This window comes from Ligilactobacillus salivarius DSM 20555 = ATCC 11741 (assembly GCF_001435955.1).
Lineage (GTDB): Bacteria > Bacillota > Bacilli > Lactobacillales > Lactobacillaceae > Ligilactobacillus > Ligilactobacillus salivarius.
Window position 1 is genome coordinate 1 of record NZ_AYYT01000023.1, and the last position, 26189, is coordinate 26189.

At 32.7% G+C, this 26189-nt stretch carries 23 protein-coding genes and 1 tRNA gene; 23 read left to right on the forward strand and 1 reads right to left on the reverse strand.

The features are described 5' to 3' along the window. Nucleotides 1-40 precede the first annotated feature (40 nt). The 14 genes from FC55_RS08505 (at nt 41) to FC55_RS09945 (ending at nt 14972) form a co-directional block, all read left to right on the forward strand. A tRNA-Thr gene (locus FC55_RS08505) sits at nt 41-113 on the forward strand. 317 nt (nt 114-430) lie between these two features. Further along, the gene (locus FC55_RS08510; protein WP_003701504.1) at nt 431-1570 is read left to right on the forward strand and encodes a 5-(carboxyamino)imidazole ribonucleotide synthase; all 1140 of its coding nucleotides are present in this window, start codon (nt 431-433) and stop codon (nt 1568-1570) included. 98 nt (nt 1571-1668) lie between these two features. Next, nucleotides 1669-3912 (forward strand): DNA helicase PcrA, encoded by a 2244-nt coding sequence (gene pcrA, locus FC55_RS08515; RefSeq protein WP_003701505.1) that lies wholly within the window; start codon nt 1669-1671, stop codon nt 3910-3912. A gap of 16 nt (nt 3913-3928) precedes the next feature. Then, nucleotides 3929-5947, forward strand: a complete 2019-nt coding sequence (gene ligA, locus FC55_RS08520; RefSeq protein ID WP_003701506.1) for an NAD-dependent DNA ligase LigA — start codon at nt 3929-3931, stop codon at nt 5945-5947. Next, nucleotides 5944-7089, forward strand: a complete 1146-nt coding sequence (locus tag FC55_RS08525) for a CamS family sex pheromone protein (protein ID WP_003701508.1) — start codon at nt 5944-5946, stop codon at nt 7087-7089. The genes ligA and FC55_RS08525 overlap by 4 nt, the downstream gene beginning before the upstream one ends. A gap of 151 nt (nt 7090-7240) precedes the next feature. After that, nucleotides 7241-7540 (forward strand): Asp-tRNA(Asn)/Glu-tRNA(Gln) amidotransferase subunit GatC, encoded by a 300-nt coding sequence (gatC, locus tag FC55_RS08530; RefSeq protein WP_003702422.1) that lies wholly within the window; start codon nt 7241-7243, stop codon nt 7538-7540. Between the two features lie 2 nt (nt 7541-7542). Continuing rightward, nucleotides 7543-9006, forward strand: coding sequence for an Asp-tRNA(Asn)/Glu-tRNA(Gln) amidotransferase subunit GatA (gatA, locus tag FC55_RS08535; RefSeq protein WP_004563758.1), 1464 nt, complete (start codon nt 7543-7545; stop codon nt 9004-9006). Next, nucleotides 9006-10439 carry an Asp-tRNA(Asn)/Glu-tRNA(Gln) amidotransferase subunit GatB gene (gene gatB / locus FC55_RS08540; protein ID WP_004563759.1) on the forward strand — a complete coding sequence of 478 codons (1434 nt, stop codon included), beginning with the start codon at nt 9006-9008 and terminating at the stop codon, nt 10437-10439. Before gatA ends, gatB begins: the two co-directional genes overlap by 1 nt. A gap of 32 nt (nt 10440-10471) precedes the next feature. Further along, nucleotides 10472-11491: a diacylglycerol kinase gene (locus tag FC55_RS08545; protein WP_004563760.1), complete on the forward strand. Its 1020-nt coding sequence runs from the start codon at nt 10472-10474 to the stop codon at nt 11489-11491. Between the two features lie 80 nt (nt 11492-11571). Beyond that, on the forward strand, nt 11572-12942 hold the full coding sequence (gene rlmD / locus FC55_RS08550; RefSeq protein WP_004563761.1) for a 23S rRNA (uracil(1939)-C(5))-methyltransferase RlmD: 1371 nt from the start codon (nt 11572-11574) through the stop codon (nt 12940-12942). Nucleotides 12943-12999: 57 nt separating this feature from the next. Continuing rightward, nucleotides 13000-13833 carry a restriction endonuclease gene (locus FC55_RS08555; RefSeq protein WP_035150384.1) on the forward strand — a complete coding sequence of 278 codons (834 nt, stop codon included), beginning with the start codon at nt 13000-13002 and terminating at the stop codon, nt 13831-13833. An 85-nt stretch (nt 13834-13918) separates the two neighbouring features. Next, complete coding sequence (locus tag FC55_RS08560) at nt 13919-14248, forward strand: hypothetical protein (RefSeq protein ID WP_004563763.1); 330 nt, start codon at nt 13919-13921, stop codon at nt 14246-14248. A gap of 148 nt (nt 14249-14396) precedes the next feature. Then, a complete protein-coding gene (locus FC55_RS08565) occupies nt 14397-14768 on the forward strand; it encodes a TetR/AcrR family transcriptional regulator (RefSeq protein ID WP_057704748.1) in 372 nt (123 codons plus the stop codon). Nucleotides 14769-14804: 36 nt separating this feature from the next. After that, nucleotides 14805-14972, forward strand: coding sequence for a TetR-like C-terminal domain-containing protein (locus tag FC55_RS09945; protein WP_004563765.1), 168 nt, complete (start codon nt 14805-14807; stop codon nt 14970-14972). A gap of 66 nt (nt 14973-15038) precedes the next feature. Here the strand turns inward: FC55_RS09945 and FC55_RS08570 are convergent, their stop codons facing one another. After that, nucleotides 15039-15878, reverse strand: a complete 840-nt coding sequence (locus FC55_RS08570; RefSeq protein ID WP_004563766.1) for an MBL fold metallo-hydrolase — start codon at nt 15876-15878, stop codon at nt 15039-15041. A 281-nt stretch (nt 15879-16159) separates the two neighbouring features. On the opposite strand from FC55_RS08570, the gene FC55_RS08575 reads away from it, so the two are divergent. From FC55_RS08575 to FC55_RS08615, 9 genes are all read left to right on the forward strand, one after another. Beyond that, the gene (locus FC55_RS08575) at nt 16160-16771 is read left to right on the forward strand and encodes a helix-turn-helix domain-containing protein (RefSeq protein WP_035150343.1); all 612 of its coding nucleotides are present in this window, start codon (nt 16160-16162) and stop codon (nt 16769-16771) included. Between the two features lie 54 nt (nt 16772-16825). Further along, nucleotides 16826-17134, forward strand: coding sequence for an agmatine deiminase family protein (locus FC55_RS08580; RefSeq protein ID WP_225356284.1), 309 nt, complete (start codon nt 16826-16828; stop codon nt 17132-17134). 317 nt (nt 17135-17451) lie between these two features. Continuing rightward, on the forward strand, nt 17452-18771 hold the full coding sequence (locus FC55_RS08585) for a hypothetical protein (RefSeq protein ID WP_004563769.1): 1320 nt from the start codon (nt 17452-17454) through the stop codon (nt 18769-18771). 130 nt (nt 18772-18901) lie between these two features. Next, the gene (locus tag FC55_RS08590) at nt 18902-19930 is read left to right on the forward strand and encodes a hypothetical protein (RefSeq protein WP_035150345.1); all 1029 of its coding nucleotides are present in this window, start codon (nt 18902-18904) and stop codon (nt 19928-19930) included. A gap of 276 nt (nt 19931-20206) precedes the next feature. Then, on the forward strand, nt 20207-23008 hold the full coding sequence (locus tag FC55_RS08595) for an AAA family ATPase (RefSeq protein WP_004563771.1): 2802 nt from the start codon (nt 20207-20209) through the stop codon (nt 23006-23008). Nucleotides 23009-23490: 482 nt separating this feature from the next. Further along, a complete protein-coding gene (locus FC55_RS08600) occupies nt 23491-24102 on the forward strand; it encodes a helix-turn-helix domain-containing protein (RefSeq protein WP_035150355.1) in 612 nt (203 codons plus the stop codon). Between the two features lie 88 nt (nt 24103-24190). Beyond that, nucleotides 24191-24385, forward strand: coding sequence for an alpha/beta hydrolase family protein (locus FC55_RS08605; RefSeq protein ID WP_004563773.1), 195 nt, complete (start codon nt 24191-24193; stop codon nt 24383-24385). Between the two features lie 75 nt (nt 24386-24460). Then, on the forward strand, nt 24461-24883 hold the full coding sequence (locus FC55_RS08610) for an N-acetyltransferase (protein ID WP_004563774.1): 423 nt from the start codon (nt 24461-24463) through the stop codon (nt 24881-24883). 321 nt (nt 24884-25204) lie between these two features. After that, nucleotides 25205-26189, forward strand: a 985-nt coding sequence (locus FC55_RS08615; RefSeq protein ID WP_155512832.1) for a YSIRK-type signal peptide-containing protein, incomplete at its 3' end; no start/stop codon positions are given.

The window sequence follows — 26189 nt, forward strand, 5'->3', positions numbered from 1 at the left end:
ATGGGTTCAAATCCCGTACGGGTCATCCTAATAAACTTATGCCGGCTTAGCTCAGTTGGTAGAGCATCGGTATCGTAAACCGAGGGTCACAGGTTCGAATCCTGCAGCCGGCATAACAAGTTGCTGATATTTATGATAATTAACGTTATTTAACATTAGTTTGTTGAATAACGTTTTTTTATTTCAAAAAAATCTTCTAAATATTGGCATTTGATTTTTATTTTACAGATTAAAGATATAAGCTACTTTACTTTAGAAACAAAGGGATTAAAATTATTGGTAATAAGTATTGTTTTAGATACTAATTAATCTAATATATTTAGAAATAAACAAAAATAAATACTTATTTCCTCAAGTTATGATAAGATGAATATGTACATAAAAATTGAGATAAAAAAAGATAAATTTAGTTCGAAAGTAGGGAATTTTTATGGGAAATGAAGTACTTTTTCCAGGTGATACTCTGGGGATTATTGGTGACAGTTCTAATGGAATTAGATTGGCTCAAACAGCTAAAAGGCTAGGATTTAAAGTGATTATTTATGCTACTAACGAAGGAAGTCCTACTTTAGCAGATGCAGATGTTAAGATTGTGGGTGATTTTAGCGATAAGGCTAAGTTACAAGATTTTGCTGAGCGTTGTGATTTAGTAATGTATGAATCAGAACATATATCTTCTGAAGTTATTGCATATCTACAAAAATTCACTAAAGTTCCGCAAGGTTCTGAAACTTTAGAAATTGTACAAGATAGATTGTTGGAACGTGCTTTCTTTGAACAAATGAATATAAATATTGCCCCTTATGCAACAATTGTTAGCTTAGAGGACGTTTATCAAGCTGTTAGTTCAATTGGCTACCCTTGTGTATTAAAACCTATTCAAAAAGGATTTGGACCTAAACGTCAACAAATAATTCGTAAGCAAACAGATATTGCCAAATGTGCAGATATTATTGATATGGGGACTTATATCTTAGAATCGTGGATACCTTATAATAAAGAACTATCAGTTATAATGACACGTGATTATGATGGAAATTTAGCATATTTTCCTGTAATTGAAACTAGATATAAAGAAAATCGTCTTAATGAGGCAATTGTACCAGCTAATATCCAACCTGATGTAGAGGAGGAAGTAAAACGTTTAGCTGGTGAAATTGTCAGTGGTTTAAAATATGTAGGTGCTTTAGAAGTAGCTTTCTATCTAACTGAAAGTGGTTCTTTGTATGTAAAAAGAATTGTGCCAGCTTTACACAATTCTGGCTACGTCTTTGATAAAGCAACTAATGTTTCGATGTTTGAGCAACATCTTAGAACTTTGGTGAAGATGCCATTAGTTGATATTAAATTAGTTCAACCTGCAGGCATGGTAATGATTGAAGAAGAAAATATTGATGACATTCGTACACAATGGGTACTAAAAAATAATTGGTATTATACATTCTTTAGATACCCAGAATCAATGAGACCACAACCAGAAGGCTATATTATAGTATTAGCTGAAAGTGAAATGGAAATAAAACAACAAATAGAATCGACTGGTATTTGGGACGATTTATCAAAAGAATAATAGTTAATGGAGCGATAAATAATTATAAAGTTATCGCTCTTTTTAATGATTAATAATTGGATTTTAGTTATAATAAGAATTGACATTTTTCTGAAAGGATGAGTACTGTGACCGACAATATGTTTTTGTCAGGAATGAATGATAAACAATCAGAAGCAGTTTTATGTACAGAAGGACCATTATTAATAATGGCAGGAGCTGGTAGTGGGAAGACTCGTGTGTTAACTCACCGTGTAGCATACTTAATTGAAGAAAAAGGCGTAAATCCTTGGAACATACTAGCTATCACCTTTACAAACAAAGCAGCTCGTGAAATGAGAGAACGTGTAAATAATTTAATGGGTGAAGGTGCAGAAGATATATGGGTATCTACATTCCATGCTTTATGTGTACGAATTTTACGGAGAGACGCAGAAAAAATAGGCTTTAATAGATCATTTACAATTGCAAGTACAAGTGAGCAAAGAACTTTAATGAAACAGGTTCTTAATGATTTAAATATTGATACTAAAAAATATGATCCACGTGCAATCTTAAGTGTAATTTCAAATGCCAAAAATGACCTATTAGATCCTAAAGATTATGCCCAACAAGCTAATGGACCATTTGAAGAAATTGTAAGTAAAGCATATTTTGAATATCAAAATCAGCTTGCGAATAACCAAGCAATGGATTTTGATGATTTAATCATGCAAACTATTAGATTATTTAACGAATCACCAGAAACGTTGGAATTTTATCAACGTAAATTCCACTATATTCATGTTGACGAATATCAAGATACTAACGAAGCTCAATATGAATTAGTTAATAAGTTAGCTCGTAAATATCGCAATTTATGTGTTGTAGGTGATGCAGATCAAAGTATTTATGGTTGGCGTGGTGCAAACATGGAAAATATCATGAACTTTGAAGAAGATTACCCAGATGCAACAGTAATTAAATTGGAACAAAATTATCGTTCTACAAAAAATATTTTAGCAGCTGCTAATAATGTGATTGAGAATAACGTAAATCGTAAAGATAAGACTTTATGGACAGATAATAAGCAAGGTGACAAGATCCATTATTATCGTGCAAATAACGCTAATGAAGAAGCTTATTATGTAGTTAAAAAAATTCAAGAACAAATTAGAAATAATGGACGTCATTATGGAGATTTTGCTATTTTATATCGTACTAATGCACAGTCACGTATAATCGAAGAAACTTTCGTGAAAACAAATATACCATATAAATTAGTTGGAGCGCATAAATTCTATGATCGCAAAGAAATAATGGACACTTTAGCTTATTTACGTTTAGTAACTAATCCAGCTGATTCTATGAGTTTTGAAAGAATAGTAAATGAACCAAAACGTAGTATCGGCTCAGTAACTGTTGGAAAATTAAGAACATTCTCTCAAATTCATGGTATGTCAATGTTAGAAGCTTCCAAGAGTGCTGCTTTAGCAGGGGTATCTGCCAAGGCAAGTAATGAATTAGAAAAGTTTGCTGAGATGATAGAACAGTTACATGAATATCAAAAGGCACATAATGTTACTGAAGTTACAGAAAGAATTCTAGATGTAACGGGTTATAAAGCTAACTTACAAAGAGAAGATACTTTAGAAAACCGTAATCGTTTAGAAAACTTGGAAGAATTTTTAACGGTTACTAAGCAGTTCGATCAAGATTGGGAACCTGAAGATGAAGAAAGTGATCCATTTGTTGATTTCTTAGCTGATTTAGCTTTAGTTTCAGATCAAGATAGTGTAGAAGAAGAACCGGATGAAGTTACTTTGATGACATTGCATGCTGCAAAAGGTCTAGAATTTCCAGTTGTATTTTTGATGGGATTAGAAGAAGGTATTTTCCCACTTTCTAGAGCAGTTATGGACGAAAATGAACTTGAAGAAGAACGCAGACTGGCCTATGTAGGAATAACTCGTGCTGAAGAAGAACTTTATTTAACTAACTCTATTTCTCGTATGTTGTATGGTAAGAGTCAAAATAATCCAGCTTCTCGTTTTATTGAAGAAATTGATGAAGAATTAATTCAATCAGATAATCAAACGGTAGCAAGTACAACATTAACATCCAAGAGAACTAGATCTAGAGAAGTGCCATTTAGTAAGAAGCCTAAATATCGTATGCCAGCAGGAACTGTTGAACGCCCTAAAGAAACTGGTGCTGACAAACAAAGCTGGAATATAGGAGATAAGATTTCTCATAAAGCTTGGGGAACAGGAACTATTGTCAAGGTCTCAGGCGATGGCGAAGATACAGAACTAGATATTGCTTTTGAAGGCAAAGGTATTAAACGATTATTAGCAGCATTCGCACCAATTACAAAGATATAAGGAAGGTGGTGCCCATATGTCACAAAAAGATATAGAGATGGAATTAAAAGAGCTTCGTGATAAGTTAAATCGCTGGAGTAATGAATATTATGTGTTGGATACTCCATCTGTTGAAGATAGCGTGTATGACAAACATTATCAACGTTTATTAGAGCTCGAACAGGCCAATCCTGATTTAGTAACTGCAGACTCTCCTAGTCAAAGAGTAGGTGGTAAAGTTCTAAGTGGTTTTACTAAAGTAAATCATGATATTCCAATGTTGTCATTAGGTGATGTATTTTCTAAAGAGGAATTAATAGAATTTTTAGAGCGTTTAGAAAATAGTGTAGAGCAGAAGTTGGATTATAGTTGTGAGTTAAAGATTGATGGTTTGGCCATTTCCCTAACTTATGAGAATGGTAAATTTATCAAAGGATCAACTCGTGGTAATGGGGTAATCGGTGAAGATATTACTGAAAATCTCAAAACTATCAAGGCAATCCCTATGGAATTAAATGAACCTGTGTCAATTGAAGTTCGTGGAGAATGCTACATGCCTAAGAAATCTTTTGTGGAACTGAATACTAAACGTGAAGCAGAAGGGCAAGCTGTTTTTGCTAACCCACGTAATGCAGCAGCAGGATCTTTGCGTCAATTAGATACAAAAATAACAGCTAGTCGAAACTTGAGTACTTTTATTTATTATTTAATGGAACCCGAAAAGTTGGGGATAAAAACTCAAACTGAAGCCTTAAACAAATTAGAGAGCTGGGGTTTCAAAGTTAATAATGAATCTAAACAAGTTAAAACAAAGGAAGAAATATTTGCTTATATTGATGAGGCTACTGATCAAAGAGCTAACCTTCCATACGATATTGATGGAATAGTTCTAAAAGTAGAATCCTTTGCAGTTCAGTCTCAAGTTGGAAACACAGTTAAAGTTCCTAGATGGGCAATAGCTTATAAGTTTCCACCAGATGAACAGGAAACAAAAGTTTTAGATATTGAGTGGACAGTCGGAAGAACTGGAGTGGTAACCCCAACTGCTGTTATGGAACCAGTAACGTTAGCAGGAACAACTGTGGCAAGAGCTTCGCTACATAACCCTGATTATTTAAGGGAAAAAGATATTCGTATAGGCGATACGGTGAAACTTCATAAAGCTGGAGATATTATTCCTGAAATTTCTGAAGTAGTTTTAGCTAAAAGAACAGAAGATTCAGTAGAGTATCAAATTCCAACAGAATGTCCAGAATGTGGTGCTAATTTAGTTCATTTAGATGATGAGGTAGCTCTAAGATGTATCAATCCACAATGTCCAGCTTTGGTAAAAGAAAGCTTAACACATTTTGCTTCAAGAAATGCGATGGATATTAGAGGATTAGGACCTAGAATAATTGAACAGCTTTACAACCGTGAAATGATTAAAGATGTTGCCGGAATTTATAGCTTAACTTTTGAACAGCTGATAACTTTAGATAAGTTTAAGGAAAAATCTGCGAATAACCTATTGACAGCAATCAATAATAGTCGTAATAATTCTATTGAACGTTTAATTTTTGGACTAGGAATCCGCCATGTTGGTGCTAAAGTAGCTAGAATATTAGCTGAAAATTATAAGTCAATGGATAACTTAGCTAAAGCAAAAAGTGATGAAATTTCAACGATTGATTCATTAGGAAAAATTATAGGTGATAGTGTTGAAATGTATTTTGCAGATGAACACGTGATGGAATTATTAGATGAATTGCGACAAGCTGGAGTAAACTTGGAATTCTTAGGGAAAACTCGTGAAGAACAGCTTGAAAGCAGCACCGATAGTAGTTTCAATGGTTTACGTGTTGTTCTAACTGGTACTTTGGATACTTTGAAGAGATCCGAAGCTAAATCATGGCTTGAAGCACATGGTGCAAAAGTTACAGGAAGTGTGTCTAAGAAAACTGATTTACTTATTGCAGGTCATGATGCTGGTAGCAAATTGACAAAAGCTCAAGAATTAAATGTTAGAGTAATGAATGAAGCAGAATTTATTCAGCAGATGGAGGAAGAATCTTGAAAAAGTTTGGTATAATTATCAGTTTATGTCTATCAGCTGCTTTAATGGCTTCTTGTGGAAAACTTGGTGGTAATTCTAATACTACAACAGCAACTACAGAGTCATCTAAAAGTGGTTATCAGACAACTGGTGAAAACAATAGTAGTGATTATCAAGGAATTATTGAAGATGGAGAATATAAGACAAGTAAGTCTAGAGGGGTAGGGATTTCTCAAAATTCAGATAATCTATTGAATTTGAAGAGTTTTGAAGCAGGTCTAACAACAATTTCTAAGGATCATTTCTCTACTAAGAGTTACATTTTCCAAGAAGGACAATATTTAAATAAGGCTACTATTCAAGATTGGTTAGGGAGAAAATCTAGTTCTAATCCAGAAGGTTTGAATCCTAGCGACAATGGTAAGAAAGAAGCAAATAAGCGAAACCCAATTTATGTTCAACAAATAGAAGAACAAGATTACATGAAGCAAAATAATGGTAAATTGGAATTAGCCGGTATGACAATTGGGATTGGTATGAATCAAAAGGATTACTACCAAAAAGAACAATATGGTGCTACTTATTCAACAACAATTTCTAAAGAAAAGAGAATTGAAGAAGGTAAGATAGCTGCTAAGAAAGTTCTTGCACGAGTTCGTCAAAAAGTCGGAAACAATGTACCAATTGTGATTGCGATGTTTGCTCAAGCTCCTAATGATAGTTTAGTAGGTGGTTATTTCTACTCCTATACTGTAAGTAAGAGTGGGACAGATATCGGAAGTTGGACAGAAACAAACATTAAGAGTTACGTTCTTCCAGCGACTGAAGATAACAAACTTCCTAATGACAATGATTCAACATCATTTGATAATTTCCAAAAAGAAGTTAAGAATTTCTTCCCTAATATTTCTAATGTAACGGGACAAGGTCAATATAAAGATAAGACTTTGCAAGGTTTACACATAACAATTACAACTCAATTTTATAGTGAAACCGAGATAACTAGCTTTACTCAATATGTAGCACAAGCTGCCAAGTCATACTTACCAAGTGGTATTCCAGTAGATATTAAGATCAATGGTAGTGATGGTGAAACACAAAGTTTTGTTTCAACAACAGGTGGCAATGGCGGATATTATACCCATGTATTTGGAAGTTACTAATTAATATATAAAGTGAGACTATTTTTTGCAGTAGTCTCTTTTATATTTTTAAATGATTATGCTAGAATATCAATTAGGAAACTTATTAACAAACTATAAGTAGTAATAAAATTATTAAAGTAATAGATAAGTGATGAAAGAGGGATGAACAATGGCAATTGGATCTGAAGAAGTAAAGCACGTTGCAGGGCTAGCAAAGCTTGCTTTTAAAGATGAAGAGTTAGCTAAGTTTACTGGACAAATGGATGAAATTATTAACATGGTTCAACAACTTAGCGAAGTAGATACAACAGATGTTCCTGTAACAACACACGTAACAGATGCAATAAATACTTTACGTGAAGACGTTGCAGTAAAAGGAACAGATCGTGATTTATTAATGAAAAATGTTCCTCAAAGCCAAGATGGATATATTAAAGTTCCAGCAATTATTGACGAAAGTGAGGAATAGTAATGGATTACTTTAAGAATGATTTAGCAAGTATTCACGATGATTTAGTAAATAAGAAATATAGTGTTGAAGAATTAACTAAGTCAACATTTGATAACATTAAAAAGGTTGATAAAGAAATTGAAGCTTTCTTGAAATTAGATGAGGAAAGAGCATTAGAAAAAGCTCGTAAAATTGATGAACGAGGCGTTAAAGCTGATTCTATTTTAGATGGTATTGGTATCGGTATTAAAGATAATATCGTAACTAAAGATTTAACAACAACAGCTGCTTCTAAAATGTTAGAAAATTTTGAACCAATTTACAACGCAACTGTAATGGATAAGCTTAATGATGCTGGCATGATTACAGTTGGTAAGTTGAATATGGATGAATTTGCGATGGGTAGTTCTACAGAAAATTCAGCTTTCAAAATTACTAAGAATGTCTGGGATACTACAAAAGTTCCTGGTGGTTCTTCTGGTGGTTCTGCAGCAGCAGTTGCATCTGGTCAAGTTCTAGCATCTTTAGGTTCTGATACTGGTGGTTCAATTCGTCAACCAGCTGCATTTAACGGAATTGTTGGGGTAAAACCAACATATGGTCGTGTATCTCGTTATGGCTTGATTGCTTTTGCATCTAGTTTGGACCAAATTGGACCTTTGACACGTACAGTTAAAGACAATGCTTTAGTGTTAAACGCAATTAGTGGACATGATGCCCATGACTTTACTAGCTCCAGTCGTGAAGTTCCTGATTTTACTAAGGGAATTGAAGATGGTGTTAAAGGCATGAGAATTGCTGTTCCTAAAGAATACTTTGGTGAAGGTGTAGACGAGGACGTTGCTAATGCAGTTAAGGATGCCGTAAAGACTTTTGAAAGCTTAGGTGCAACAGTAGATGAAGTATCTCTACCTCATAGTAAATATGGTGTTCCAGTTTACTACATTATTGCTTCATCTGAAGCATCTTCAAACCTTCAAAGATATGATGGTATTCGTTATGGATTCCGTGCTAAAGATGTAAAGAACTTGGAAGATGTATATGTACGTTCACGTTCTGAAGGATTTGGCGATGAAGTTAAGCGTCGTATCATGTTAGGAACATTCTCTCTTTCTGCTGGTTCATATGATGCATTCTTCAAGAAGGCTGCACAAGTTAGAACTTTGATTTGCCAAGACTTTGAAAATGTTTATAAAGACTATGACTTGATTTTAGCTCCAACATCTCCAACTACTGCATACGGAATTGGTGAAGAAATCAACGATCCAGTAACAATGTATATGAATGATATTTTGACAATTCCAGTTAACTTAGCAGGACTTCCAGGTATGTCCTTACCTGCAGGATTCTCTAATGGATTGCCAATTGGTTTACAACTAATTGCACCACGTTTTGCAGAAAGTACAATGTATCGTGCAGGATATGCATTTGAACAATCAACTGATTTTCATAAAGCAATACCAACGTTAGGAGGTCAAAACTAATGAATTTTGAGACAACTGTAGGTTTAGAAGTCCATATTGAAATGCAAACAAATTCTAAGGCATATTCACCTTCTCCTGTGCAATATGGTGCTGAACAAAATACAAATACCAATGTTATTGATTGGGGTTATCCAGGTGTCTTACCTGAAATAAATAAGGGCGCTTTAGAATTTGGAATGCGTGCTGCATTAGCACTTCATTGTGATATCACACAAGATATTGGTTTTGACAGAAAGAATTACTTCTATCCTGATAATCCTAAAGCTTACCAAATTACACAAGCTCGTACACCAATTGGTACTAATGGTTGGTTAGAAATTGAACTTGAAGATGGTACTAAGAAAAAGATTGGTATCCGTGAAATGCACGTTGAAGAAGATGCTGGTAAAAACACACATAATCCAGACGGTTATTCTTATGTTGACTTGAATCGTCAAGGTACACCTTTGATTGAAATTGTTGCAGAACCTGATATTTCAAGTGCTGATGAAGCTTACGCATATTTGACAAAATTACGTCAAGTTATTCAATTTACAGGTATTTCAGACGTAAAAATGGAAGAAGGTTCCATGCGTGCTGACGTTAATGTTTCAATTGCACCAATTGGATCTGACAAATTGGGTGTTCGCACTGAAATGAAGAACCTTAACTCATTTGAACATGTACGCAAAGGTATTCAATATGAAGTTAAGCGTCAAGAACGTTTACTGATGTCTGGTGGAGAAGTAGAACAAGAAACACGTCGTTTTGATGAACCAAGTGGTGAAACTATTTTAATGCGTTCTAAGGAAGAAGCTAACGACTACCGTTACTTCCCAGAACCAGATCTACCACCAATTCATATTAGTGATGATTGGATTGAAGAAGTTCGTGCATCTATTCCAGAAATGCCAGATAAGCGTCGTGAAAGATATACACAAGATTGGGGTATTCCAGCTTATGACGCAGGTGTCCTTACTCAAACTAAAGAAATGTCAGACTTCTATGACGCAACTGTAGCTGCAGGAGCAGATCCTAAATTAGCAGCTAACTGGTTGATGGGTGAAGTTAATGCTTACTTGAATTCTAAGCAAGTAGAATTAAGTGATACTGCTTTAACTCCAGAACATTTGGCAACAATGATTAAATTAATTGAAGATGAAACAATTTCTTCTAAGATTGCTAAGAAAGTGTTCAAAGAAATCATTACAAATGATACTGAACCTAAAGCTTGGGTTGAATCTAAAGGTATGGTTCAATTATCAGATCCAGCTAAGTTACAACCTATCATTGATAAAGTTCTTGATAACAACGAACAATCTATCGAAGACTTTAAGAATGGTAAGGATCGTGCTATTGGTTTCTTAGTAGGTCAAATTATGAAGAAGACTCGTGGTATGGCTAACCCTAAGATGGTAAACAAATTATTAATGGCTAGTTTGAAGGAAAGATAAGAGGTTTTAGACTCTTAGGCGGGGAAAAAAGCATGCAAAAAAGATGTCGCATTATTTATAATCCAACTTCTGGTCGTGAAGCATTAAAAGGTGATTTAGTAGAAATTTTGGATATCCTTGAGAATGCTGGTTATGAAACAAGTGCATTTGCCACAACAGCTGAAGAAAATTCTGCTAGAAATGAAGCTGAACGTGCAGCAAAAGCAGGATTTAGCTTGATTGTTGCTGCTGGTGGCGATGGTACGATAAATGAAGTTGTGAACGGAATTGCAGGGCTAAAGAAACGTCCACAGCTAGGAATTATTCCTGCTGGTACAACTAATGACTACGCTCGTGCTTTAAAAATACCTAGAGAAAGTCCAGTTGAAGCTGCAAAAGTAATTGCTGCTGGTAAAACTGTTAAGATGGATATAGGTATGGCAAATGATAATTATTTTGTGAATATTGCTGGTGGTGGATTACTAACTGAATTAACATATAGTGTTCCATCAGAGCTTAAATCCTTATTTGGATATTTAGCATACTTAGCAAAGGGCGCAGAATTATTACCACAAATGAAGAATGTACCTATGCATCTTGAATATGATGATGGGGTATTTGATGGTGAAGCTTCAATGTTTTTAGTAGCATTGACCAACTCAATCGGTGGTTTTGAACAAATTGTACCGGATGCTTCACTAGATGATGGTAAATTCACAGTTATCGTAGTAAAGACAAGTAATCTTGTTGAAATGCTCCACTTAATAACAATGGTCTTAAATGGTGGTAAGCATGTTAATGATAAGCGTGTTTTATATATAAAGACAAAGAAATTAGTTGCTAAGCCAGTTGATACTAGAATTATGATTAATATCGATGGCGAATATGGTGGCGATGCACCAATGAAATTTACAGCTTTGAAGCAACATATTGAATTTTTTGCTAATACTGATGAAATTCCAAAAGGTGCAATCACTGCTAGTGAAGATACTAAGCAATTAGTTAAAGATATTGAAGAAGTAACTAAAAAAGATTTAAATGGCGATGGAATAATTGGTGAAAAAGAAGAGTAAACTAATAAGCCAATGAAGTCTAAAGAAGAGGGCAGAAGAGTTAATTCTTTTTGCCCTCTTTTTTTAGGGAAAGGAAGATAATGAAGAAAAAATTACCTGTTAGTAAAAATGAAGATTTAATTTTAACAATTGAAGACTTAACTTATCAAGGAATGGGTGTGGCTAAGGTAGATGGTTATCCTTTATTTATCGAAGGTGCATTACCCCAAGAAAAAATTAAGGCACATGTGGTTAAAGTTACTAAGAATTATGGCTTTGCTAAAGTGATAGATTTTATTGAAAAGAGTCCGGATAGAGTAGAAAATGAAGATAAAATATATCTTCAAACAGGAATCGCTCCACTGCAAAACTTAAGCTATCCTGCACAATTGAAGTTTAAACGTAAATTGGTAACTGATTTGTTGCAGAAGGTACATTTGGATAATTTAGAAGTAGCAAATACTTTAGGGATGGAAACACCTTACTATTACAGAAATAAAGCACAAGTTCCAGTAAGAGAAGTTAATGGTAAGTTGGAAATTGGATTTTTCAAACGTAACAGTCATAATTTTGTAGCGATGGAACATTTTCTTATTCAAGACAAGAGAATAGATGAAATCTTGATAAAAGTAAGAGATATTTTGCGTATGAGCAAGATTACTGCTTATAACGAAGAAAAGCATACTGGAATGATACGTCATATTTTAGTTAGAAGAGGATATTATTCTCATGAGGCGATGGTAGTTCTAGTTAGTCGAGTAAGAAAAATTCCAAATCTTGATCAAATTGCATTCTTAATTCAACAACAATGTCCAGATGTAAAGAGCGTAATGCTGAATGTAAATCCAGATAAGACAAACGTTATTTTAGGAAAGAAAACTATAAAATTAGCTGGTAAAGATACAATTCAAGATACTTTGAATGGTTTGAAATTTGATATTTCAGCACAATCTTTCTACCAAGTTAATCCACAACAAACTGAAAAATTGTATCAATTAGCAATTGAAAATGCAGAATTAACAGGAAAAGAAACTGTTATTGATGCATATTGTGGAATTGGAACAATCTCATTAAATATGGCTAAATTTGCTAAAAAGGTATACGGTGTAGAAATTGTTCCTGAAGCTATTGAAGATGCTAAGCATAATGCTAGTCTAAATGATTTAGATAACTTGGACTTTGAAGTTGGAGAAGCTGAAGTATGGATGGAAAAATGGCAAAAGCAAGGAATTAAGCCAGATGTAATAATGGTTGATCCTCCAAGAAAAGGACTAACTTCTAGTTTGATTCAAAGCGCAGTGGCGATGGAACCTAAAAAAATTGTTTATGTAAGTTGTAACCCAGCAACTCTAGTACGTGATATTCAAGAATTCATGGAACTAGGATACCAAGTTACAAAGCCTATTCAGCCAGTAGATCAGTTTCCACAAACAACGCATGTTGAGAGTGTTACTGTGTTGGAGCATGTGTAGGATAAGCAAAATATAATTAGCATAAAAAAGTGGGGAGAGATAGTGCCTAAGAATAAAATGATAGAATTTGAAAATTTAATCATGATTGAAGTCTTAAAAGCAATGAAAGAGCTTGGGGGTCGAGTGACACGTAAAGAAGTTAGGCGAGAGATTCGTGATCACTCGGATGTAATTTCAGAAGAACAAGTTGATAAAATTAGAAAGTCAAAAAAGACAGAAAAAGAGTATCATCCGTTTACCTATAGGTTTAATTTTGCTGTGAAGCATTTGATCACGGCAGGGTATATCGTTACTGAGAATAACCATGATCTTGAATTGTCAGAAAAAGGGCGGATGGTTGATTTTGAAAAGTTCGATCCAATTCATGATGTTAGATCTATTGTAGATGGACCATTAAATGATGAGATTAATCCCAATGAAGATAATGATGAGGCTTGGCGTACAGAATTGTTAGAGGCTTTAGCAAAAATGCCACCTAAAAAATTTGAGTTGTTTAGTCGAGGGCTACTTATTCATATGGGAGTTGATCTAGATGATAATATAGGTGTTAGATATGTAGGGGATGGTGGCTTAGATGGATTTGGCTACATTACATCTGATGATTTTCGTACAACTCGTGTTGCTTTACAAGCTAAGCGTTGGGATGGAAAAGTTTCTGCACCGGAGATTGATAAATTTCGTGGGGCGATGGATAAACATAATGCTGAGTATGGTATTTTTATTACAACATCAGATTTTACGCGTGAGGCTATGAAAACCGCTAGAGAAGGAACTAGGGTAATTACACTCATTAATGGAGATCAAATCTGTGATTTAGTGGCAAAGTACCACTATTACGTAGAACCAGTTACAACTTATCGATTAAAAAATTTTTATTTTGATGAGGATTAATTGATAGAATCTAAACTAGAATATTTAGACTGATTATTTTAGTGAGACTTTTTATAAATTAGTCTATATTTGGGGGTAAACTAATATGCAGAAAATCAAATTGATGCTCGAATTTGAACATGGTCCTATTTGGGACTCTGAACCGTTTACGGGAAAATTAATAACAGGAATTGAAATAGTTGACAGAGATTCAGATTTAGAGATGTGGAATAGTCAATGCATGGATCTTTATGACGAGTGCTATGAATTTAATTCACATGGTAAAGGTTGTTATTTCAATGAAAAAACACTAGCTAAAAATAAAGAGAAATTACTATGTATACTTGAACAAATTAAGAGTCGCCTAGAAGAGTTGAATGATAATAACTTTACTATTGAAGATCAGGCAATTGATGAATTAAATAAAGTTAACTAGAAAAAGATTATTTGTGGTATTCGTCTTTAATATAGACTATATTTTTGTTAAAGAAAAAAATTTTGATAAAGCACTATATGTATTGGATGCTGGAGGATATATAATAAAGTAGTCATAACTTTGTTTGCGTAGAAGGGAAGAAAGAGTAGTGCGAAAATTATCATCAATTCAGACAATTGAGCAATTGAAAAAGGGGATGCTAGATTTACTAGTTCAAAAAGAATATCAAGAAATTAGAATTACCGACCTAACTTCTAAGGTTGGTATCAATCGAACTACTTTCTATCTTTTTTATGACTCTAAAGATGCTCTTTTTGAAGATCTTTGTGCTTCTTTGTTAGTTCCTTTTTATATTAAGTATTATCCGATAACGTTAAAGCAAGATGCTCAGGATGAGCAAGAATTATTAACAGAAATTCTTTTATTTGTGGAAAAATTTCAATCAGCCTTTGCTAGAATTTTCAATGTTCATACTTTGCATGGAGACGGTGAAAGTCTGTTGATATCTTCATTGGAATAAATTCTTTTAAGTGATAAGGTCAAAGAAAATATTGTAATGAAACCAGGTAGCTCGTATGAACTATTTGCAAAGCTCTATGCTTCCACTACGATTGCGGCGATTAAATGGTGGATTTTGAATGGAACTAGTTATTCGAAGGAAGAATTAATTCATTTGATTGAACAAGTTAAAAATTTTGGCATGTATGATATGCTAGTTAAATAATCTCACCTAAATACAAAGCGACGCCTTAATGTCTGTGTAATAATGACAATTGGCGTCGCTTTGTATTTAGTAGTCCATAGTAGTTAATGGTAATTGAACAAGGTAGTTTACTTGATGTTTTAAGCAATAGTCAACCATAATGCTCATCGAAGTTGCAGTGTCGTTACTAATTTTAGGCATTGTTTCAGGTTTAGAATATAATGGACTGAAGAGACTGTCCCAATGAACAGGGATAACAGTTTTAGGTTTAACTTTAGCTATTGTTTCACTGAAGAATTCGGTACGATTTTCGGGAGTGTCTTTTGACATCCTAGTAATGCCGGCAAATAAGACATCAGCATGAACACCATCCAATTCACCTTTAACGTAGTTGTAACTTGGTCGTACCAAAAAAGATTTGTCCTTATTAGTGATCAAAAAGTCAAAGGAACCACCTTCTACATAGCCATGCATTTTAGTTGGTTGATGAAGTGGATAGTCAATTGTTTGTCCTAAGTCATTATTAATTGCTGTAGGTTTAGAATGCTTGGAGTGGAAAACTTTAATTTTAAAGTTTCCAATTTCATATTCTAAGCTGTCATCAAAAGAGTGAATTACATTTTCTTTAACACCACCACCTCTAGCAACATTAAGAGTTGATTGAGAACCATAGACATCGGCATTACATTTAACTGCAAAATAAGGAACATCCATCACATGATCATAGTGTGAGTGGGATACAAAGATTCCACGAACTCTATCCATTTTGAAATCTTTGAGAACTCGATCAGCAACTTGTTTATCAGTAGAAAGTTTGGTTGTGAAAGTCCTTGTGATAGCAGGTCTAGTAACATAACCATCAACTAAGATTTGATCTATGCCGTCATCAAATAGTAGCATAGTAGTTCCAATAAATGATACTTTCAACCGTAAAGCCCCCTTAATAGTAATTAAAGACGATTATAGTATTTCTAATGAATCTTTGCCAAGACAATTAGAGTTGATATGTCAACTAATAGTTAGATTTTTAGTTGTAATTGACTAATTTTTAAAAATGTCAATATAATTTATTTGGTGAAGAAGAGTTAAATGTTAAGGAATTTCTTAACTCAACTAACAGTTGAATCATTATAGTAGCAACTTCCAACTATTAGTTTATGGTACTTATATCACAAAAGTTAGATAATAATTTTGAAAGGGGTGCACTCATGGAACAAGAAAAAATTGGGAAATTTATTGCTAAATGTCGCAAAGAACAAAATTTTACTCAAGCTAATTTGGCAGAAAAATTAGGTATCACCAATCAAGCTGTTTCCAAGTGGGAAAATGGCAAAAGTATGCCGGATGCATCATTAATGTTAGAACTTTGTCAGTTACTAAAAATTAGTGTGAATGAGCTTTTAAATGGAGAAAAAATTATTATGAAAGATTATAAGAAAATAGCTGAACAGAATTTAATAGAGTTGGAGAAACAGAAGGAAATGGCTGATAAAAAATTGCTCACAACAGCAAGAGTTTTAGCAACAATGAGTTGTCTTTCCGCAATTGTATTGATGCTAACAGGGACGTTATTAGCAAAGACAGATCAGTTTTTTGGTGCGGGAATTACGTTATTAGGTACAGTTCTAATTTTTGCTACTGCGATTTATGCTGTTACCGTTGAACATGATGCCGGATACTATGAGTGTCCATCATGTAAGATGCATTATCAACCTACAATGAGAGCTGTACTTTTGGCACCACACTATGGAACAACAAGAAAAATGAAGTGTCCATATTGTGGAAAAAGAGGATACCATAAGAAAGTATTCGTTAAATAGACATTTGTGACAGTTCCTAAAAAAGATTTTGCTAATCTTTATGAAGGAATCAAGATGAGTGATTATCGTCAATTAACCCAAGCAAGTAATGCGGCTGGTAAGCACTATAAAATCAAGGAGTTGCCTCTGACTAAGTACAATGTAAAAGGGTTGGATTATCAAGGATCATATATTAGTTATTATTTGGGCAATGGAGTGGTTCTTCTACCAGTATATGGTGATCCTAACGATCAAGTAGCAGAGAAAAGATTAGCAACTTGGTATCCAGGTAGACGAGTAGTGCCAATTAATGTAAGCAAACTTTATCACCATGATGATTCATTGTGTGACTCAACAACAGCCATAGTAAAAATAATGGGATAATTTAAAAGAAGAGTAACAGATACTGTTGTTGGATGCAAATTTAATTTTAAAAGGGCTAGTGTACTATTTTACTAATACACTGGCCCTTTTGATATTTAACGAATTTTAAATAATTTAAATTTACTTGTTGTAAAAACAATTGGAATATATAAGAATTTACAGTAAATTAAAGCAAGTACGTTTAATGCTGTCATATAAATGTGAAAATATGATATTATTAATATAGAGTTATACTTTATATATATAATTTACTGTTAAAAGATATTATAATGCAAGGATACTTGTAGATATTTTCTGAAACTAGGGGGGTGATTTAGATGAATTATGGTATAGGTGATGTGAATGCATTAATTGAGAATTCTGATGAAAACCGGATATTGATTCAATCAGGGGATAAATGTGATAGATATGATTATTTAACTGCAGTTGCTTGTGGTGTGATTGGTGGAATGGTGGATGTATTTTTTGTAGGTGCACCTAACGATAGTTTATTAGTAAAGTGGACTGATACCCAGGTTGACAGTGCTGTAAAAAATTTTGCAAAACTAGTAGGTTGGACTCCTACGGTAAACAAAGTAGATAATGTTGCTAGTGCGATAGGTTTTTTAGAAAAAAAGTTTAGAGTTAATTATGATCAACGTTATTCGGCTGATGTAAGTGGCTTATTTGATATGTCAACAAAGAATCATCACATGATGTCTTTAGGGCATTCACCTGATGTTATTGGGTTATTTTTCTCAATATTAAATCAGTTTACATCAACTGCAACTTTTGTGACTGGAGAAAAGTTAATAACAATTAATACAGAAACATTTGAATTAGTAGGTGGTAATTTTATTGCAAAAGTGTTTTCTGGAATTGCTAATTGGTTTGGACATATAATGTCTGACATTGCAGGAAGTTCTGGTAGTAGGGGAAATGTAGGACGTGGATCAGGCGTAGTAATGCCATTTTATGAATTATTTGGTCTTTGTAATTTTGGTAAATTCAATGTTAGAAAAGACAGACAAGATTTAGCAAAAATTGCAACTAGAGCTTTTCAGGAAGGATACGATTTTAGATTCGGATTATCAACAGCAATTCCTGTAATCATTACAGATTTATCGATAAGATTGATATGGGCTTTGAGAAGATATTTTCAGTATGGGAAAACCTTTAAAGAATGTATCCCAACACAGGGACATGCAGATTTGAGAGTTATGCTTATATTTGGAAATGGTGTTCTCTGTATGATGGATGGAATTGATGCAAGTGTAAGATCGCATGGTGATTTTTTAGTGTTTTTTATGAGAATTAATTTAATTGCATGGTATAGATTTACAACATTAGTCCTTAAAGAAGTTTGCATTAGATTAAAAATAAAGTTTTCCTTGCAAAAGTATTTAGAAGCTTATAAGAGGATTAATAAAGCTTTGCAAGATTATTTAGAAAAACTTGAAAAGATTGATATTGAAGCATATAAGAAAGAAACTGAAGAGTATAATAGAGTAATTGCTGCATTTGATCAGGCTAAGAATAATAAAGATTTGAATAAAATACTTTTAGATACTTTTGAAAAAATGAATTACTATAAACCATGGAATGGCGATTTTGACGAACATATGTCGAATAAAAATGCAACACTTATTTTTAAATAATATGATCAGAATATATAGTTGACTGCTGTTAAATTGTTATAAGAAGTTGAACATGTAGAAGATAATGGAAATAGATTTCTATATAATGCAATTTTTGAAATCGTTTCCCAAAAAGACAGGAGTGATTACTATGTCATTATTATCAATTTTATTAGGTGTAACTGCGGCAATCGCCGCTACTGGTGGAATTGGAAGTGGTATTTATGGAGCAGCAAAAATAAGTGAAGCAAAAGAGACTATGGAATCTATAAAAACTAGACATGAAAAGAATATTAGAAGACTTGAAAATACAACCAAAAAAACAGTTAAAACTATGGATGAACTTGGAAAATTTGAACTAGAGATATTACGAAGTTTCGATGATTTTTCAAATACTATAGAGCAAATTCAGAATAAACCTATATTTAAAGAGTATAAAAAAGATGGAGTAGTACTTACAAAGTATGATGGAATAAATTTGAAAGAAGTCTCCACTGGTGCTAGTGTTATTTTAAAGGGATTAGGCGGTGGAGCAGCACTTGGTACTGCAGGCGGTTTTGCAGCTTCAGGAGCTACTGCATCAGCTGTGATGGCATTTGGGACAGCATCTACTGGAACTGCAATATCTTCATTGAGTGGTGCAGCTGCTACCAATGCAACGCTTGCCACTATTGGAGGAGGATCATTAGCGGCAGGTGGTGGTGGCATGGCACTAGGATCAATTCTTTTGAACGTAACTACACTTGGCGTTGGGTTATTAGTAGGTGGAATTATATTCAATATTGTTGGTAGTAAAGTGTCGGACCAGGTAGATGAAGCTAGGGAACAAGTAGAAGAGAATGAAAAAAAGATAAATAAAATTTGTAAATACTTAAGAGATCTTAAATCTACGGCAGAAAACTATACTGTCTCGCTGATAAAAGCTAGAGATAGATATGAAGAAAATTTTGAATATGTATCACATGCAGTTAATGACCTTAAGAAAACTGATTGGAATGATTTTACAGAAGAAGAGAAAATTGCAACTCAAAATACAGTTTTATTAGTGGAGTTATTGTATAAGATGTGTCAGGTTAATTTAGTAAATAAAACTTCAAAAGACGATGATATTAATACGGTTAATCATACCGCGGTAAATAAATCAATTAATGATGCTAATAGTATATTAAGTCATATTTAATTTTTGAATAATAGCATCTGGATATAAATAATGAATAGCTCTATGAAATTTATGTCGTTTTTCATAGAGTTTTTATTTTGAAAAAATTTATAGTATTCTAAATACTTGTAATTAATGTTACGGCAGAAGATATTTTTTACACTATATGTTATAACTAGTAAAACCAAAAGCACCATCAATAATTATGTAGTAAAATAAAGAAGTAAAACAATAATTTTAAATGACGAAGGATAATATTTGAATATTTACTATCTTTAAGGTATAGGAAGTGAGACTATGGCAACCTTTATTGTAGGAAATACTAAGAAAGTATTTAATTTTGGTACAAGTAAAGTTTGGGACTTTTCTGAAGCGTATAGAAATGCAAGTGATGGCGATGTAATTCAATTCCAAGCAGGAACTATAATAAATTTAGGACAAAATAGATTTACAATTGAGAAAAACCTCAGCTTTGTTGGTGATATGAAAGATGACGGAAGTTTAACTACATCTATCAATGGGACTATCTTAGTTACTAAAGGATATCAAGTTTCGTTTGAAAAAATGATTTTGAATGACAATATTGATAGAACTGTAGTTACTGTTAATGGTGCAAATGTCGTTTTAAATCAATGTATTATACGCAATTTTAGTAATACTAATAAAAAAGTTTTATTGTATGCTAACGATAATGCACAAGTAAAAATTATGAACTCCATAGTAGATACATCTGATCAAAAAAGATGGGATACAATTAAGACTTATCAAGCAAATTTAGTAATTGAAAATACAACACTTGATAAAGTTTCAATTTGGACATCTGAAAATAGTAATTGTAAATTAACTAGAGTTGAAAGTAGTAGAATTCGCAGTACAAATGCAGTATATGCAATTAGATCTAATGTAGAGATTGAAGACTCAAAAATAATTAACGATGGCATAGATGGAGAAAATAAATATCCAACCGTCTTTTTAAATCAATCTAGTTTAAAATCACATAATTCAATTTTAGATAATCAAGATGAGGTAGAAAGTGTTCATTTAGAAAAACATTCTGTATTTGAATCAAATAATGATTACATATATAAACTAGCAGCATATAGCAGTCAAGTATTTTTAAATAATGCGACAATACAGTTGATTTTCTTATTGACCAATCGTTCTTCAGGTTATGCAAATAGTGTACATTTTAATGAACACTCAGAAAGTATAATTAATATTCTAAGTACAGATGAATCTATGCTATATATAAAAAATGCAGTATTTGAAGAGATAATCGATCCTAATGTTAGGGTAGATAATGAAGCTTTTGCTGCTATTGATAAAATTGATTTTGTAAATGGTGATCCAGATGATATTTTGATGGAAGCCAAAAATGGCGGTAAGTTAGTTTATGATGGACAACATGATCAAAAATCAACATCAGAAAATGAGGAATCAATAGGAGATACAGATAATAAGACTCGAAGTGAAGATTCAAATGTAGCATTGGAAAAATTAAATAGTTTGATTGGCTTAGATAAGGTTAAGAAACAAGTTAAAGAGTTTATTAACTTGAACATTATCAACCAAAAGCGTAAAGAACAAGGACTTCAAGTAATTAATACTAGCATGCATTCATTGTTTTTAGGTAATCCAGGTACAGGTAAAACAACTGTAGCACGAATTATAGGAGATGTTCTTTATCAAAAACAAGTAATTAGTCGACCAGATGTGATTGAAGTTTCACGTGCAGATTTAGTAGCTGAATACGTTGGTCAGACTGCATCAAAAACTAGAGAAGTATTAAAATCAGCTTTAGGTGGAATTCTCTTTATAGATGAAGCATATACTTTAAGCAATGGTGGAGAGAATGATTTTGGACGTGAAGCTATTGATGAAATTTTGAAATTTATGGAAGATAATCGCGATGATATTATGATTATTTTTGCAGGTTATCCAAAAGAAATGAGAAAGTTCCTCAAGATGAATTCAGGTTTGAAGAGTCGTATTCCAAACGTCTTTGATTTTGAAGATTATACTGCTGATGAAATTGTAAGAATTGGTTTATTTGACCTAAAGAAACGAAATTACACTGTTGATGAATTGTATTACGAAAAGGTACTTAAAGATTACTATGACAAAGAAAATGATCATAGTAATGGGCGTTGGATCCGCAATGTCAACGAAAAAATTATGAAAGCTCAGGCATTGCGCTTGGCAGAGAGCGATAATATAAGCGTAGATTTACTTCAAGAAATAACGCAAGATGACATTAACCAAGTTGTAAATAAAGATTTAGAAATAAATTCAGCCGACGACGCTTATGCTAAGCTTAACTCATTGATAGGTCTAGAAAAGGTTAAACAACAAGTTTCTAAATTTATTAATATGAGTGTTATTAATAATAAGCGTAAAGAGCAAGGGTTAGCAACTTCTGCGGTAAGTTTACATTCGTTATTTTTAGGTAATCCAGGTACAGGTAAGACAACAGTTGCTCGAATTATGGGACAAATTTTGTTCCAAAAAGGAGTTATTCGTAAACCTGAATTAGTTGAAGTTTCCAGAACGGATTTGGTAGCAGAATATGTTGGTCAAACGGCCCCTAAGACTAGAGATGTGCTAGAATCTGCCTTAGGAGGAGTATTGTTTATAGACGAAGCATATACTTTAAGTTCAGGTGGAGGTAATGATTTTGGGCGTGAAGCTATTGATGAAATTCTGAAATTCATGGAAGATCATCGCGACGACATCGTAATTATCTTTGCAGGTTACACCAAAGAAATGGATCAATTCCTCAAGATGAATTCAGGTTTGAAGAGTCGTATTCCCAATGTCTTTGATTTTGAAGACTATACTGCTGTTGAAGTTGTGCAAATTGGCTTATTTGACCTATCAAAGAGACAATATATTTTAGAAAATGAAGACACGTATTCAGAAGTAGTAAAAGATAGTTACGAAAATACTAATGATCATAGCAATGGACGCTGGATCCGCAATGTTAACGAAAAATTGATTGCAATCCAGGCTGAAAGATTAGCAAGTAGCCCAAATGATATGAATGATATAGATATGCTAAAGACAATTACTGAAGAGGATTTACTTAAGTTTAAAGGATAGTGAATTTCTCAATAAACTGTGTTAGAATGTAAAATGAATTACATGTGAGATATCATTGTGGCAATTTGAAATTAATTAATGACCTTTGCTAGAAATATTTTTAAGGATAAAAAATGTGTTCCCCATATCTGGTGGGGGTGATCCTTATATGTTTTAGTTAAAGATGGGTGTTCCCCATTTTATGGGGGATAATTGCTACAAAGATTAGTAATTGAATAATATTGAAAGATCTATCAGATAGTTTTCTGGTAGATCTTTTTATTATAGAGGATAAAATTCTTAAAGGGCAGTATAGTAGGAGATGATTTAATAAATTTTATTTCGAATAGTGATGATATACTTTGAATATAAGAAAAAGTTGGTTGAATTTTTATTTTTTGACTCAACTATTAGTTGTTTTTTTGAAATAATGCAATTCAACTAACGGTTCATAGTGTTTTAAATTATAAAATAAGATAATGAGTTTTGAGGGAGGAATTTTTATGGAACAGGAAAAAATTGGAAAGTTTATTGCCAAACGTAGAAAAGATTTACATTTTACTCAAGCCAATCTGGCAAAAAAATTAGGAATTACCGATAGAGCTGTCTCTAAGTGGGAAAATGGTAAAAGCATACCAGATGCTTCGTTGATGTTAGATCTCTGTCAATTACTAGAAATTAATGTGAATGAACTCTTAACTGGAGAACAAATTGTTATGAAAGATTATAAAAAAATAGCTGAACAAAATTTAATTGAATTACGAAACCAAAAAGAAAAAGCAGATAGAAGATTACTTACTACAGTAAAGATATTAGCTACTTTAAGTTGTATTTCTGCAGTTGTGTTAATACTTATGGGAACGTTATTGACGAAAATAAGTCAATTTTTAGGAATTATGGTCGTTATTTTAGGTACAATTCTAATTTTTGTAACTGCTATATATGCTGTCATGATTGAGCATGATGCAGGATATTATGAGTGCCCTAATTGTAAGATGAGGTATATACCAACCAGGAAAGCTGTTCTTTTAGCTCCACATTATGGAACAACAAGAAAAATGGAATGTCCATATTGTGGTAAAAAGGGATATCATAAAAAAGTGTTTACCAAATGAAAGCTGATTTTGTAAGTATAATATTTAGTGTATTTAGAAATGAGTTATCGGCAGAGAATTCTTTAATGTTAAAAATCAAGCAGCTTTATTGAAACAACCATTACTAATGATTACTGGTGATATTTCTGATACTAGATATATGACAGATGATTTCTTTAAAAAAGCAACTGGAACAGATGATAAGAAGGTTGTATATATTGAAGCATCAAATCATATTGAAACATATTGGAAACCAGAGTTTGTTGGGCAAGAAGTTAGTGAAGTTATTAAATTTTTTAAATGAAAAATTATAGAAATGATGTAGCAAGAAATTTTTTAAAATGTATTATGTAAAATTAATAATTTTTAGGAGGCTTAAATGATTATTAGAGATTTCCAACCAAATGATCTTGATCAGGTAATGAAGATCTGGTTAGAAGGTAATTTAAATGCACATCCTTTTGTTGACCGAAAATATTGGATTAATAATTTTGAGATGGTTCGTGACGCATTGCAACAATCTGAGATCATAGTTATAGAAGATAAATCACAAATAATAGGATTTGTGGGAATGCAGAATACCTATTTGGCGGGAATTTTTGTAAAAAATAAATTTCGTCGACATGGGGTGGGAAGTAAACTTTTGAATGCTATCAAACGTAAGTATGATTCATTTACTCTTGAAGTTTATGCTGAAAATCAAGCGGCAGTTAGTTTTTACAATAAGCAGGGATTGAAGATTGTTCGAAAGCAAAGTGATGAGATGGGAAATAAGGAATATTTAATGCAGTGGGGAAAGTAAAAATATTTTTAGTGAATATATAATTTATTGGGCAACTGCTAAGAGAGGTTCTGTTTTTTAATCAGGACCTTTTTTATGTAATAGATTACTATTTAATAGAAGAAAAATAGTATAGATATGTTAATTATTTTTAATTATAAAAAATTTATCATGATATATAGGTTAAAAAGAAATTTAGAAAATAATTATAATAATTAACAGAAAATAATTTTTAGTAGTTGATTAAACCTGAAATATTCAAGTATAATTAAGATAGAAGGGTAACCATATAAGGATTAAATAAGTGATAAAAAGCAAGCCATAATAAAAGAGGTGATTACTATGTTATCAAAGAAAAACAGGATATTAGCTACAAATTACAAACAGAGATGGGCTATTCGTAAATTGACTGTTGGCGTTGTTTCTGTTTTATTGGGGGGAACAATGTTATTTATTAGTGGAACTACTGTATCAGCTGATAATTTTATTCCAAAAAATGAAAGCGTTTCAAAAGTTGAGAAAGAAGTTCTAAATAATAATATAACTGAGGAAAAATCAATAAATACTTCTTCAGAGGTAATAACAAAAGAAACTAAAGGAACTGACACAACAATCGATAAAACTACCTTGAATGTATCTGAAATAGATCAACAAAATAATGTTGTTTCTTCAGAAATAGTTCCAGAAAAAGTTCAGGAAATCCCCACAATGAGTGATGCTTCAGTAGAATTAGATAATAATACTCCTACTTCAGAAGTAGAAAAAGTTCAATCTCAGCCAACTGTTTTCAGTTATCAACCTAAAGAAAGTGATTCAAGAAAAAATGAGGATGGAGATAATGTTGTAACTTACTTTGTTATTGTTCGAGAAGTAACGATTGTTAAGCCTAATGGTGATGAAGAAATACTTCCTTATGAAAGTATGGATACTCTTTATTATGAAATAGAGTCAGAGAATGATGATTTACCACTGATAAACTTTAAAGCAATTGATGTTCCACCAATCCCAGGGGCAAAATCACCAGTTATTCCAGGAATTTCACAAACTGTTAATTCATTTATGGAAGATGGAATTATAGACACTTCATATGTTAAGCCTCCAGTTCAAAGAATTAGTAGTCCAGAAGTTACAGATCTTCTTGAGGAAGAAAAATATGATGAACTTTACGATTCATATGAATCAAAATACAAAGAATATGAAAAGAAGTTCGCAAAGGGAGACATACAATTAAATGAATACTACGATGGATTATTAATTAAAGAGAAGTATCGATATATATTAGATGATGATCCAAAACCTATAGAAGGAAAAGAAGAAAAGACAATCA